Source organism: Xanthobacter sp. NM-25 (assembly GCF_022138605.1).
Taxonomy (GTDB): Bacteria; Pseudomonadota; Alphaproteobacteria; order Rhizobiales; family Xanthobacteraceae; genus Xanthobacter.
Window position 1 is genome coordinate 410636 of record NZ_JACBFS010000005.1, and the last position, 13542, is coordinate 424177.

The 13542-nt window shown below is 69.3% G+C and carries 11 protein-coding genes; 7 read left to right on the forward strand and 4 right to left on the reverse strand.

The features are described from left to right. Positions 1-41 precede the first annotated feature (41 nt). Positions 42-770 carry a GyrI-like domain-containing protein gene (locus MEU52_RS16235; protein ID WP_238122109.1) on the reverse strand — a complete coding sequence of 243 codons (729 nt, stop codon included), beginning with the start codon at positions 768-770 and terminating at the stop codon, positions 42-44. Between the two features lie 187 nt (positions 771-957). On the opposite strand from MEU52_RS16235, the gene dapF reads away from it, so the two are divergent. The 3 genes from dapF to ftsY are packed head-to-tail and all read left to right on the forward strand — an operon-like array spanning position 958 to position 4791. Continuing rightward, positions 958-1815 (forward strand): diaminopimelate epimerase, encoded by an 858-nt coding sequence (dapF, locus tag MEU52_RS16240; RefSeq protein ID WP_238122108.1) that lies wholly within the window; start codon positions 958-960, stop codon positions 1813-1815. Further along, the gene (gene mtaB, locus MEU52_RS16245) at positions 1815-3086 is read left to right on the forward strand and encodes a tRNA (N(6)-L-threonylcarbamoyladenosine(37)-C(2))-methylthiotransferase MtaB (protein WP_238122107.1); all 1272 of its coding nucleotides are present in this window, start codon (positions 1815-1817) and stop codon (positions 3084-3086) included. Before dapF ends, mtaB begins: the two co-directional genes overlap by 1 nt. Before the next feature lie 16 nt (positions 3087-3102). After that, complete coding sequence (gene ftsY, locus MEU52_RS16250) at positions 3103-4791, forward strand: signal recognition particle-docking protein FtsY (RefSeq protein WP_238122106.1); 1689 nt, start codon at positions 3103-3105, stop codon at positions 4789-4791. Between the two features lie 18 nt (positions 4792-4809). On the opposite strand, the gene MEU52_RS16255 is transcribed toward ftsY, so the two are convergent. Both MEU52_RS16255 and MEU52_RS16260 read right to left on the reverse strand, forming a co-directional pair. Further along, the gene (locus tag MEU52_RS16255) at positions 4810-5376 is read right to left on the reverse strand and encodes a DinB family protein (protein ID WP_238122105.1); all 567 of its coding nucleotides are present in this window, start codon (positions 5374-5376) and stop codon (positions 4810-4812) included. Between the two features lie 159 nt (positions 5377-5535). Beyond that, complete coding sequence (locus tag MEU52_RS16260; protein ID WP_238122104.1) at positions 5536-8043, reverse strand: carbohydrate-binding family V/XII; 2508 nt, start codon at positions 8041-8043, stop codon at positions 5536-5538. 321 nt (positions 8044-8364) lie between these two features. On the opposite strand from MEU52_RS16260, the gene aqpZ reads away from it, so the two are divergent. Next, positions 8365-9054, forward strand: a complete 690-nt coding sequence (gene aqpZ / locus MEU52_RS16265; RefSeq protein ID WP_238122103.1) for an aquaporin Z — start codon at positions 8365-8367, stop codon at positions 9052-9054. A 65-nt stretch (positions 9055-9119) separates the two neighbouring features. Here the strand turns inward: aqpZ and MEU52_RS16270 are convergent, their stop codons facing one another. Next, positions 9120-10583, reverse strand: coding sequence for a catalase (locus MEU52_RS16270; protein WP_238122102.1), 1464 nt, complete (start codon positions 10581-10583; stop codon positions 9120-9122). A 121-nt stretch (positions 10584-10704) separates the two neighbouring features. Between MEU52_RS16270 and MEU52_RS16275 the strand changes: the two genes are divergently transcribed. From MEU52_RS16275 to purN, 3 genes are all read left to right on the forward strand, one after another. Further along, positions 10705-11595 carry a hydrogen peroxide-inducible genes activator gene (locus MEU52_RS16275; protein WP_238122101.1) on the forward strand — a complete coding sequence of 297 codons (891 nt, stop codon included), beginning with the start codon at positions 10705-10707 and terminating at the stop codon, positions 11593-11595. Positions 11596-11782: 187 nt separating this feature from the next. Beyond that, positions 11783-12856 (forward strand): phosphoribosylformylglycinamidine cyclo-ligase, encoded by a 1074-nt coding sequence (gene purM / locus MEU52_RS16280; RefSeq protein ID WP_238122100.1) that lies wholly within the window; start codon positions 11783-11785, stop codon positions 12854-12856. Beyond that, positions 12853-13524 (forward strand): phosphoribosylglycinamide formyltransferase, encoded by a 672-nt coding sequence (gene purN, locus MEU52_RS16285; protein ID WP_238122099.1) that lies wholly within the window; start codon positions 12853-12855, stop codon positions 13522-13524. Before purM ends, purN begins: the two co-directional genes overlap by 4 nt. Positions 13525-13542 lie beyond the last annotated feature (18 nt).

A 13542-nucleotide genomic window follows, 5' to 3' on the forward strand; every position in this document is an offset into this window, starting at 1 on the left:
GGCCGTGGACGGTGTTCCACGGCCGCGGGCGGGTCCCTGCCTTATCTGGGGTCGGGCACCAGAATGTCGATCTTCAGCGCATCGGGCGCGGTGGTGGTCAGATCGGTGCGGTACTGCTCGATATAGAGGCCGTCGGCGTTGATGTTCTTCTCGTCGAGGTAGTTAGCGATCTGCTCGTAGGTGTTGTCCATGTCGGCGAAGGAGCCGGAATGGCCGAACTTCAGCACCTTGCCCGCATAGGAGCCGCCGAGCTTCATGGTGCCGCTGGCCTTCTGGGTGGTGGTGCCGGAGAAGGGCAGCTGCGCTTCATACTCGAAGCCGAGATCGTCGCTGGAGGTATAGACCACGAAGGCGTCGCCGGCGCGGGTGAGGCCGAGCCGGGTCAGCTCCTTGTCCAGGGTCTTCAGGGCCGCGACCAGCTTGTCGTAGCCCTCGTCCCAGGTGGCGGTGCCGGCAAGGGTGATGACCGGCATCGGCGTCAGGGTCAGTTCCTCCGGCACAAAGCGCGCGGCGGCTGGGGCGACGGGTTGGGTCTCCACGGGCTTGGGGTCTACAACCGGCGGCGGCGTCAGGCTGTCGTCCTTCTGGACCGCATTCTGCTGGGTGGCCGCAGGGGCCGGCTGCGCCAGAGCGGGGGCGAGCGGCGTCAAGAGCAGGCCCAGCGCCAGCAGCGGGGCCGCTCCGCGCGCGGTCCGGCGGCCGGCCGGCGGCTCATCGTGGGAAAACGCTACCATCTTGCCAGGGGCGCCCTGCGCCGCGCGTGCCGACATCGTCCGTCCTCCGTGCCGGCGCAACGGCCCGGCAACGCGCCATCTCTATCATGACCTTCGGCATCTTGGAGGCGGGACTGCGGCCGAGTTGCGGCCGTCACCCGGTGCCCTGCGCGCCGGGGTGGCGCCGGCGTTCATTCGAGGCCATATAGGAGCGGTCTCCTTCGTTCCCCGTTCCTTGGCGCCCATGCAACCGCTCGCCCATCGCCCCTTCGTGAAGATGAATGGTCTCGGCAACGAGATCCTGGTGCTCGACCTGCGTGCCGATCCGGTGGAGGTGAGCCCCGACGCGGCGCGGGCGCTGGCGCGGCCGGGGGTTCTGCCGTTCGACCAGGCCATGGTGCTCTATCCGCCCCGGCGGGAGGGCACCCGGGCGTTCGTGCGCATCCTCAACAACGATGGCTCGGAATCCGCCGCCTGCGGCAACGGCACCCGCTGCATCGCCGCGCTGGAGGCGGAGCAGACCGGCCTTTCGCATCTCCTGTTTGAAAGCCCGGCGGGGCTGCTGGATTGCCAGATGCTGCCCGATGGCCGGGTGACGGTGGACATGGGCGCGCCCCGGTTTGACTGGCGCGACATTCCCCTGGCCCATGATGTGGGCGACACCCGCGCGGTGCTAATCCCAGGCTATGAGGCGTTGGGGCCGGCCAGCCTCGTCTCCATGGGCAATCCCCACGTCATCTTCTTCGTGGCCGATGCGGACGCCATGGATGTGGAGGGGCTCGGCCGGGCGCTGGAGCACCATCCCTTGTTTCCCGAGCGGGCCAATATCTCGTTTGCCAGCCCCAAGGGGGCAAACGCCTTCCTGCTCCATGTGTGGGAGCGCGGCGCCGGCCGCACCCGCGCCTGCGGCAGCGCCGGCTGCGCCACCGCGGTGGCCGCCGCCCGCACGGGACGTGCCGGCCGCACCGTCAGCGTGACCCTGCCGGGGGGCGAGCTCGCCCTCGACTGGCGCACCCGCGACGACCACGTGCTGATGACCGGGCCGGTGGCCCATGAATTCCGGGGCGAGATCACCCCCGCCATGCTGGGCGAGGCGGCCTGATGGCGGGCGCGCCTTTGGCGGTCGCCACCTTCGGCTGCCGCCTCAATGCCCTGGAGAGTGATCGCCTGCGCACGCTCGCGACCGCGGCCGGGCTGGAGCGCACCTTGGTGGTGAACACCTGCGCCGTCACCGCCGAGGCGGTGCGCCAGGCGCGCCAGGCCATCCGTCGCGCCAAGAGGGCGGATCCCGACCTGCGGGTGGTGGTGACCGGATGCGCCGCCGAGACCGAGCCAGAGACCTTCTCCGGCATGGCCGAGGTGGACCTTCTGATGCCCAACCGCGACAAAACCGGGGCCGCCGCCTGGGCCGGCGCGCGGGCGCGCCTCGACTTCGGCCTCGCCGATGAAGCGCCGCCCCGCGTTCAGGACCGCCTCACGGTGGCGCACGAGACGCCCCATCTGACCGCGGCATTCGAGGGGCGCACCCGCGCCTTCGTGGAGGTGCAGAACGGCTGCGATCATCGCTGCACCTTCTGCATCATTCCCTTCGGGCGCGGACCCTCGCGCTCGGTCGCCATGGGCGCGGTGGTGGACGAGGTGCGCCGGCAGGCGGAGGCGGGCCATCGCGAGGTGGTGCTGACCGGGGTGGATCTCACCTCTTATGGCGGCGACCTGCCGGGCGCGCCCACCCTCGGCCGGCTGGTGCGCACGGTGCTGCGGCAGGTGCCGGAGCTGGAGCGGCTGCGCCTGTCCTCCATCGACGCGGTAGAGGCGGATGCCGAGCTTCTGGCGGCGCTGGCGGATGAAGAGCGGCTGATGCCCCATCTGCACCTCTCCCTGCAGGCGGGCGATGATCTCGTGCTGAAGCGCATGAAGCGCCGGCACAGCCGGGCCGAGGCCCTGGCCTTCATCGCCACCGTGCGCCGGCTGCGGCCGGATGTGGTGCTGGGGGCGGACGTGATCGCCGGCTTTCCCACCGAGACCGAGGCGCAGGCGCGGAATACCGCCGCGTTCCTGGATGAGGCGGGGCTCGCCTTTCTCCATGTCTTTCCCTTTTCCGCCCGCCCCGGCACCGCCGCCGCCCGCATGCCGCAGCTCGATGGCGCGGTGGTGAGCGCGCGGGCGGCGCGGCTGCGCGCCCTCGGCGCCCGGCTGCTGCATCGTCATCTCGCCGGCGAGGTGGGCCGGCGGCGCGCCGTTCTGGTGGAAGCCGGCGGGCGCGGACACACCCAATATTTCACCCCGGTGCGCCTCGCCCGGCCGCTCACGCGCGGCACGGTGGCGGAGCTGCGCATCGCCGGCCACGACGGCACCCGCCTGATCGCGGCCTGACCTTTCAAGGAAAGCCATGAGCCAAGACGATCCCCGGGATGATGCCGCCAAGGATGCTGCTACAAACGACGCCCCTGCCAAGGAGATCCCTGCCAAGAAGAAGCGGGGCTTCTGGGGCTGGCTGACCGGCGGTTCCGAAACCGAGGCCGCCCCGGCCGCGGAGCCGGCGCCAACCGAGCCGGCATCGGAGGCGCACACCGAAACTCAGGACGGAGCGTCTTTGGACGCCGTGTCTCCGGACAGGCCGCCTGAGGCGGCCGCGCACCAGGAGACGGCGAGCCAAGAGGCGGTGAGCCAAGAGGCGGTGAGCCAAGAGGCGGTGAGCCAAGAGGTGGTGCGTGAGGACGCTTCGAGTGAAGATGCTCCTAGCGCAGACGCTCCTGCTCTTCCGGCGGAGCCGGTCGCCGCGGCGCCGGAGCCTCTTCCCGTTGCGGAAGTCCCCGCTCAGGCCCCGGTCGAGGTGGTTGCGGAGGCGATCACCTCCGTTGCGGTGGTATCTGAAGGCGAGGCTCCCATCGAAGCCCCCCTCGAAGGCCCCGTGGAAATGGCGGTGTCGGCCGTGCTCCCGGAACCTGTTCCGCCCGAGGCCGAGCCGGTGGCCAGCGCTCTGGAGGCGCTGGCACCAGTGGTGCCGGAGGCGACGGCGCCCACTGAGCCGGAGGTCCCCGTTTCCGACACGGCCGAGCCCCAGGCGCCCGCTCCCGTCGCAGCTGCGGAAGAACCCGAGCTGGTGGCGGAGGGCGGTGCCGGGGACGAGGCCGGCGCGCTGGTTCCGGCCACTCCGGCGAAGAAGGGCTTCTGGGCGCGGCTGGCGTCGGGGTTGGCGCGCACCGCTTCCAATCTCGGCCAGGGCATCACCGACCTCGTTTCCAAGCGCAAGCTGGATGACGACACCCTGGAAGAGCTGGAAGATGTGCTGATCCGCGCCGATCTCGGGGTGGAGACGGCCACGCGGATCGTCGAGGCGGTGGGCAAGGGCCGCCATGACAAGATGATCTCGCCTGAGGAGGTCAAGGGCCTGATCGCCGACGAGGTGGAGGCGATCCTGACGCCGGTGGCCAAGCCCCTGGTGATCGACCACAAACACCGCCCGTTCGTGGTGCTGATGGTGGGGGTGAACGGCTCCGGCAAGACCACCACCATCGGCAAGCTCGCCGCCCAATGGCGGCACGAGGGCAAGAAGGTGATGCTGGCGGCGGGCGACACGTTCCGCGCCGCCGCCATCGACCAGCTCAAGGTCTGGGGCGCCCGCACCGGCACCAAGGTCATCGCCCGCGAGCCCGGCGCGGATGCCGCCGGCGTCGCCCACGAGGCGCTCACCGAGGCGCGGGCGGAAGGCGCGGACATCCTGCTCATCGACACCGCCGGCCGGCTGCAGAACCGCACCGAGCTGATGGCCGAGCTGGAGAAGATCGTTCGCGTGGTGAAGAAGCTGGAGCCCTCGGCCCCCCATGCGGTGCTGCTGGTGCTGGATGCCACCGTGGGCCAGAACGCGCTCTCTCAGGTGGAGGCGTTCCGCCGCATCGCCGGCGTCACCGGCCTGGTCATGACCAAGCTCGACGGCACCGCCCGCGGCGGCATTCTGGTGGCCATCGCCGCCAAGCATCAACTGCCGGTACATTTGATCGGCGTCGGCGAGGCGGCGGAGGATCTCCAGCCCTTCACCGCCCGCGACTTCGCCCGCGCCATCGCCGGCCTGGATTGAGGCCGGCCCGCGATCGTTTCAGGCGAGGCCCTGCTCGCGCTGGAAGGCGACGAGATCGAGGGAGGGGGCTGCCGCCCGTCCGCCCAGCTGGGTGAGCAAAGTGTGGACCTGGCCGCGATGATGGGTCTCGTGGTTGAACAGATGGTCGAGGGCGCTGGCGCAGCTTTGTGAGAAGCCGCGGCCGGAACTGTTGGCATAGACCACCGGGGCCGCCAGCCGCGCGACATCGAGGTGGCGGGTGAAGGCCAGAAGGCGCGCGTCCTCTGCCCAGCGCAGAGCCCGCAGGGCGGCAAGGTCGGTTTCCAGCATTGTGTCGAGGGCCGGTTGCGGCGCGCCGCTGGCCTCCAGCCGGGACAGCCAGATGCGATCGGTCACCACCAGATGGTTCAAGGTGGCGATCACCGAGCCGAAGAAGGCCCCCATGGGCTTGGCGCAAAGTTCTGGCCCCAGCGCCGCGGCCGCATCATAAAGGCGGGCATTGGCCCAAGCATTGTAGGCGGCGAGCTGCTGGTAGCTGGCGATCGCCCGCATGGCGACGCCCGTGGCCGGATCATCGGGCAATGGAGCGATGGGCGACGCGGACATGGCGTTTCCTCTTCGGCAATGGGGTTTGGGGGCGTGGGGCTTTGGGCCCAGTCTACGGCACGGCGCCGCGCCGGTCTCCGCCGTCTTTCTGGCTTGGTTCGACCCTGCGGACATGAAAAGGCCGGCGGAGGGCATCCGCCGGCCTGTTTTTCTTGAGGCTTAGCGCCGGAAGCCGCCGCCCCGGAAGCCCCCGCCGAAACCGCCGCCTCCGAAGCCACCGCCGCGGAAGCCGCCGCCGAAACCGCCGAAGCCGCGGTCGAAGCCGCCGCTGCCGAACCGGTCGCCGCCGAAATTATCGCCGGCGAAGCGATCCCCGCCGCCGAAATTGTCCACCCGCTGCTGGCTCCAGGAGCGGGCCTGCTGCTCGTCGTCGAGCCGCTGGGTATCCGTGTTGCGGTCCACATTCTGCCAGCCGCTGGTAGTGTTGCGGCTCCAGCCATTGTCGTTGTGGCGGTAGACGTTGCCGTCGTGGTCCACCATGACATTGCCGTTGTGCCAGGCGGCGGCGGTGTTGGTGTGGGTGTCCACGGCGGCGCCGCGGCTGTCCACATTCACATGGCCATGGTTGTCGGTCACCGCCGTCTGGCTGGCGTGGGCCGTGCCGCGGGCGGGATCGATGCCGGCGGATTCACGCCCGGCCGCCGCATTGCCGGTATAGACATTGCCCGCCGCTCCGGCCCGCGAGGCGCCCCGGTCGCCGGTGTAGGGATTGGCGTGGGCGCCCTCGCGCCCGGCGGCCCAATTGCCCGAATAGGGGTTGAACGCCGCCGCCGAGCGGCCGGTGAAGGCGGTGCCGTTGGCGGTGGTGCCGCGCCAGTCGCGACCGGACCAGCCGGTGCCGTTCCAGGTGGTGCCCCAGGCGTGGTTCACCGTGGCGGCGCCGCCCCAGCGGCCATAGATGTTGGTCTGGTTGACGTTGGTATAGCCCCAGTGGCCACCCCACGGACCGGGCCCCCACGGATGCGGTCCCCAGGGACCGGGGCCCCACGGTCCGGGACCCCAGGGGTGCCAGTAGGGACCCCAATAGGGGCCCACCGCCACGCTCCAGGGCCAGCCGGCGGCAAAGCCGAAGGCGAACCCGTCGGCGACGCCCAGGGCAAAGCCGGCGCCGAGGCCGTAGGTGACCGGGCAGGAGATCCAATAGGTGCCGACATAGCCGGGGCAGGAATAGCCGGTGCCGTAGACCACGGTGCCGCCGGGAGCCACCACGACGCCCATGTAGCCGGGAGTGTAGCCGACGATGACCGCATCCGGCGTGGAGCCATAGATGCGCACATAGGTCACGTAGTGCACCGGCGACGAGACCGGGATGGTGTAGATGACATCCGGCACCACATCGGCCACGTGCCAGGGCCCCAGCGGCGCCTCGGCCACGAACCAGATGCCGTTGTTGACCGCGTAATAGCGGCGGGTATCGAGCCGGATCACCGGCACCGGGGTATTGACCGCATAGGCGAGGGGCGTGCCGGCGATGGCCTCGAACCGCGGCGTACCCTCATAGACCACGTTCAGGGTCACGTCGCGCTTGACGCTGGCGGTCTGCGGGATGGTGGCGGCAATGGCCGCCTCCTTGGCCTGCGGCGTGCCGGCCACCGAAACCAGCACATTGGCCTTGGGATCATTGGGATTGATCTTGGCGAAGTCCTTCGGCAGCGCATTGGCCGCCACGAAGCTCCACGGCCCCTTGAGGTCGCCGGCCTTGAACCAGCGGCCGGAGATGAGGACGTAATAGGTGTTGCTGGTGGTCTCCATGAACACCGCGTGGTCGGCATTGTTCATGGTGAGCAGGTTGGTGCCCACCACCGGCAGCATCTGCGGCTGGCCGTCGGTCTGGATCAGCTCGGTGGGGACGGTGGTCACCAGGATCGCCGGCGGCGGGGTGATGGCCTTGCCGTCGGAGCTGAGCAGCGGGTCGGCGGCGAGCTCGTCGCTGGCGGCCTTGCCGGCGGCGATCAGCGCATCGGACACCTTGGGGGTGACGATCCAGGTGCCGGTGAGGGACGTGGTTTCATACCAGGTACCGGCGGCCTGGAGGTGATAGGTGCTGGCCTCGTCCAGCAGCAGCAGCGGGCGGGTGTTGATGACCCGCTTGAAGGCGCTGACGCCGGTGATGGGCTTCAGCACCGGTTGCCCGGCGATGGGCACCTGGATGGTGGTGGTGGAGGCGAACAGGATCTGCGGCGGGGTGTTGTCCACCGGCTGGGTCTTGAGCTGGGCCAGCTCCTTGTTCACCGCATAGCTCGCCTGGAGCTGGTCCAGGGGAATGGTCATGCCCTCGGCGGGCAGGTGGGCCTGCAGGGTGCTGCGGATGAGCCCCGCCTTGTCGGGCGCGGTGGGCACTTCCACGCCCGTGATGGTGAGACTGGCGAGGTGGACGATGCCGGCCGGCTTGTCCACCGCCACCCGGCTGGTGAAGCGCACCATGCCATAGGTGGGGGTGCCGGCCTTGGCGCCGATGGCCACCGCCGCGCGGCCGGACATCACGTCCCCGTTCCAGTCGTCGACCTGAGGCTGGTAGACCTGGATCTGGTCGCTGTCGGAGGTCTCGAAGGTGCGCGGCCAGGGCGCCGGGGCATTGGCCGGGCTGGTCGCCGCCTGCGGGGCCGGTGCCTGCTGGGCATGTGCAGGCGGCGCGCTGACCAGCGCCATCAGGGTGGCGGCGGCCACGGCGGGCCACAGGGGGCGAGGGTTCCGGGCACGCGCGGGGCGTCGGCCGCTGGTGGGTGACCACGTCATGGATGTTTCCCCTTCGCCCCGGATCGCGGGGCGTGTCAGACCTACCATGTTCGCGTTGTGGCGTCTGCCGAATCTGGGTCCCGCGGGTGCCGCAGTTCGGCCCTCAACGCGAATGGTGTCGCCACTGCGCGCGAGGGTCTGCTGGCAGCGTCGGTCAATCTTGGACGTAGGTGCAACTTCAGATTATGTCGTGCCCGCGATATGGGCTTCAGGGCGGGGCCATGCCGCATGACGTTCAACATGGGGAATGACATGAACAAATATGTCGCCGAATTCATCGGCACTGCGGTTCTGGTGCTGTTCGGCTGCGGCGCGGCGGTGCTGACCGGCTATGGCAGCGCGCCCATCGGCATGCTGGCCATCGCCTTCGCCTTCGGCCTGGCGGTGACGTCCATGGCCTACGGCATCGGCCATGTGTCGGGCTGCCACATCAATCCGGCGGTCACCGTGGGCGTGTGGGCGGCGGGGCGCATTCCTGCGTCCGAGGTGCCGCTCTACTGGATCGCCCAGGTGCTGGGCGGCATCGCCGGCGCCGGCATTCTCTACATCATCGCTTCCGGCAAGCTGGCGGGCTTTGATGCCGCCACTGCCGGCCTTGGGCAGAACGGCTGGGGCGAAGGCTATGGCGGCAGCTATGGGATCGGAGCGGCCATCGTCGCGGAACTGGTGGGCACCTTCGTGTTCCTGGTGGTGATTCTCGGGTCCACCTCCAAGGCGGGCATCACCCAGGCCGCCGGCCTCGCCATCGGCCTGTCGCTGGTGATGATTCACATCGTCTTCATTCCGGTGACCGGCGTGTCGGTGAACCCGGCCCGCTCTATCGGCCCGGCCCTGTTCGTGGGTGGCAAGGCCTTGAGCCAGCTGTGGCTGTTCATCGTGGTGCCGATGGTTGGCGCCTTCCTCGCCGGCTTGTTGTTCAAGCTGAAGGTGTTGGAAGACTGAGGTCTTCGCTGATGAAAAAGGGGGCTGCGCCCTGGGCGCAGCCCCTTTTTTCGTTGACGGCCTGCTCACTCCGCAGTGGTGGCTTTGGCGGCGAGGGCGATGCGGGCGGCCCGCACGCCGGCGCCGTATTCCGGATGCACCTGGTCGAACAGCTTCATCTGCCGTTCGGCGATCTCCTCCGGCACGCTGGCCATCGCCTCGGCGAGGTTGGAGAACAGGCGGGCGCGCTGGTCCACGTCGAACAGCTCGAACAGGGCACGGGGCTGGCAGAAATCGTCATTGCCCACCCGGTGGCTGTAGCGCTCGGCGTCGCCGGAGATCTTCAGCGGCGGCTCCAGGAACGCCGGGTTCTCGGCGGCGCCATTGAACGAGTTGGGCTCGTAATAGGCATCCGTATTGCCGGTCATCTGACCGAAGAAGCGCATGGCGCCGTCCTTGTGATAGTGATGGACGGGGCATTTGGGCGCGTTCACCGGCAGGTGCTCGTAATGGGTGCCGAGCCGGTAGCGGTGGGCATCCGCATAAGAGAAGATGCGGGCCTGCAGCATCTTGTCCGGCGAGAAACCGATGCCGGGCACGATGTTGGACGGCGAGAACGCCACCTGCTCGATCTCGGTGAAATAGTTCTCCGGATTGCGGTTCAGTTCCAGGATGCCGACGTCGATCACCGGATAGTCCGCATGCGGCCACACCTTGGTGAGGTCGAAGGGGTTGTAGGGGGTCTTGTCGGCATCGAGCTCCGGCATCACCTGCACCTGCATCTTCCACTTGGGGAAGTCGCCGCGGGCGATGGCGCCGAACAGGTCTTCCTGGGTGGATTCGCGGCTCTGGCCCACCACATCGGCGGCTTCCGCATTGGTCCAGTGCTTGTGGCCCTGCACGGTCTTGAAGTGGAACTTCACCCAGAAGCGTTCATTGTCGGCATTGATGAACGAATAGGTGTGCGAGCCATAGCCGTTCATGTTGCGCACGCCCACCGGCAGGCCGCGGTCCGAGAACAGGATGGTCACCTGGTGCAGGCTCTCGGGCGAGAGGGACCAGAAGTCCCACATGGCGGTGGGGGAGCGCAGGTTGGTCTTGGGGTGGCGCTTCTGGGTGTGGATGAAGTCCGGGAACTTGTAGCCGTCGCGGATGAAGAACACCGGCGTGTTGTTGCCCACCAGGTCCCAATTGCCTTCCGGCGTGTAGAATTTGAGCGCGAAACCGCGCACGTCGCGCTCGGCATCTGCCGCGCCCATCTCGCCGGCAACGGTGGAGAAGCGGGCGATCATCTCGGTGGTGGCGCCGGGCTGCAGAGCCTTAGCCTTGGTATATCTGGAGATGTCGCCGGTGATGGTGAGGGTGCCATGGGCACCCCAGCCCTTGGCGTGCACCACCCGCTCGGGGATGCGCTCGCGGTTCTGGTGGGCCAGCTTCTCGATCAGCTGGTAATCCTGCATCAGCACCGGGCCGCGGGCCCCGGCGGTGATGGAGTTCTGGTTGTCGGCAACCGGGGCGCCGGCAGTGGTGGTGAGGGTGGGTCGGCTCATGCGTCTCTCCTCGCACTGGGCCCGCGGGGCAACGGGCTGGGATCTGCCCGCACCATGGCTCAGCTCTGGAATAAGAACAAATCAGATTGCGGTGGGTTCCTGATCAGATAATCTGATCACCATGCTCACCCTTCGACAGATCCGCTATTTCGAGGCCCTGGCGCGGCTCGGCCATTTCGGCCGGGCGGCGGAGGATTGTGGCGTCACCCAACCGGCGCTGTCCATGCAGATCCGCGAGATGGAGGAGATGCTGCGCGTCAAGCTGGTGGAGCGCACGCCCGCCGGCGTCCGCCTCACCCCCATCGGTGAGGATGCGGCGGTGCGGGCCCGCGCGCTGCTGGCGGGAGTGAGCGATTTCGAGCGGTCGCTGCGCGATCATGGCCGGCTCTTGCAGGGGCGGCTGCGGCTCGGCGTCATCGCCTCGGTGGGGCCCTATTTGCTGCCCCGCCTCCTGCCCGAGCTGGCACGGCGCTTCCCCAAGGTGGAGATCGCGCTTAGCGAAAGCCTCACCGAGCATCTGGTCGGCGAGCTGGTGCATGGGGATCTCGACGTGGTGATCCTCAGCCTGCCCTTGGTCCACCCCGCCTTGGAGACCCGGGCGCTGTTCGACGATCCGTTCGTGCTGGCGGTGCCGGAGGTGGCGGAGGGCTACCCGGGCCCGGTGGTGCGCGCCGATGCGGTGGATCCCGACGGCCTGCTGCTGCTGGAGGACGGCCACTGCCTGCGCGATCAGGCGCTCAACGTGTGCCGCCATGCGGATGCGCGGCGGCTGCGGCGGTTCGGCGCTTCCAGCCTCTCCACTCTGGCGCAGCTGGTGGCCAACGGCCAGGGCGTGACGCTGCTGCCGGACATGTTCGTGCGCTCGGAAGGCATCAGCCTGCCGCGGGTGCGGCTCATTCCGTTCGCGCCGCCGGCGCCGTTCCGCACCATCGGCCTCGCCTGGCGCCGGACCCTGCCGTTTCCCGAGGATGTGGAGGCGTTGGCGCAGGCGATCACCGCCAGCCAGCCGTGAGTGGTGTCCGGCTGATCCGCGGCCCGATTTCCGGTGGGAGCGGGCCTGCCCTGCATCACGCCCGCCTTGCGCGCGAAGGCGTTCGCGGCTAAGCCGCGCGGACAGGCGCGGCACGCGCCACAAGCCCAACCAGGTCGGGGCGTGGAGCGTATCGCTCGGCGAAGCGCCGCCCTGCCGCGAGGACCCGATGGCTCAGGACGGACTTTCCTATCGCGACGCGGGCGTCGATATCGACGCCGGCAATCGCCTCGTCGATCTCATCAAGCCGCTGGTGAAGGCCACCGCCCGCCGCGGCGCCGACGCCGATATCGGCGGGTTCGGCGGCGTGTTCGATCTGAAGGCCGCCGGCTTCAACGATCCGCTGCTGGTGGCCACCACCGACGGTGTGGGCACCAAGCTCAAGATCGCCATCGAAACCGGGGTGCACGACACCATCGGCATCGACCTCGTCGCCATGTGCGTGAACGATCTGGTGGTGCAGGGGGCCGAGCCCCTGTTCTTCCTCGATTATTTCGCCACCGGCCGGCTGGCGCCGGATGTGGGCGCCCACATCGTCGCCGGCATCGCCCGGGCCTGCAAGGAAGCCGGCTGCGCCCTGGTGGGCGGCGAGACCGCCGAGATGCCGGGCATGTATGGCGATGGCGACTATGACCTCGCCGGCTTCTCGGTGGGCGCGGTGGAGCGCGGTGACCTGCTGCCGCGCCCCGATGTGGCCCCCGGCGACGTCATTCTGGGCCTTGGCTCGGCCGGCGTGCATTCCAACGGCTATTCCCTGGTGCGCCGCATCGTCGAGCGGTCCGGTCTCGGCTGGGAGGCGCCGGCCCCGTTTGCCCCGGCCCAGAGCCTGGGCGCGGCGCTCCTCACCCCCACCCGGCTCTATGTGAAGAGCACGCTGGCGGTGATCCGGGCCACCGGCGCGGTGAAGGCGCTTGCCCATGTCACCGGCGGCGGCATCACCGAGAACCTGCCGCGGGTGCTGCCCAAGGGCACCATCGCCCGCATCGACCTCACCAATCTGATCGTGCCGCCGGTGTTCCGCTGGCTCGCCAGCGTCGGGCAGGTGGCGCCGGAGGAGATGCTGCGCGCCTTCAACTGCGGCGTGGGCATGGCGGTGGTGGTGCCGGCGGAGCTGGAGGAGAAGGTGGCGGACGCCTTCGCCGCGGCGGGCGAGACGGTGGTTCGCCTGGGCGTCATCGAGCCCGGCGCGGGCGCGGCCCATGTGGTCTATGAGGGCGCGGCCGATTTCGGGTTCACGGCATGAGCGCAACCGTGACGGCCGCCGGCCGCAAGCGGGCGGCGGTGCTTATTTCCGGGCGCGGCTCCAACATGGCGGCGCTGGTCGAGGCGGCCGCCCGGCCGGGCTTTCCGGCGGAGATCGCCCTGGTGCTCTCCAACCGTGCCGATGCGGCCGGGCTGGACTTCGCCAAGGCCCATGGCATTCCCACCAAGGTTCTGAGCCACAAGGGCTTTGCCGATCGCCAGGCGTTCGACGAGGCGCTGGACGCGGTGCTGCGCGACGACGGCATCGAGATCGTCTGCCTGGCCGGCTTCATGCGGCTGCTCACCCCCTGGCTGGTGGAGCGCTGGCGCGACCGGATGATCAATGTGCATCCCTCGCTCCTGCCCGCCTTCAAGGGCCTGCACACCCATGAGCGGGCGCTGGAGCTGGGCGTGCGCTTCCATGGCTGCACGGTGCATTTCGTGCGCGCGGAAATGGATGAGGGGCCCATCATCCTGCAGGCGGCGGTGCCCATCGAGACCGACGACACGCCGGATGTTCTGGCTGCCCGGGTGCTGACCCAGGAACACCTGATCTACCCCAAGGGCCTCGAACTGCTGGCCGCCGGCCGCCTCACGGTGGCCGACGAACGGGTGGCCATCGCCGGCGTGGAGCCCGGCCTCAAGCCGCTGATCGCCCCGAAGGTGTGAGGGCGGGGCCGTCGGCCG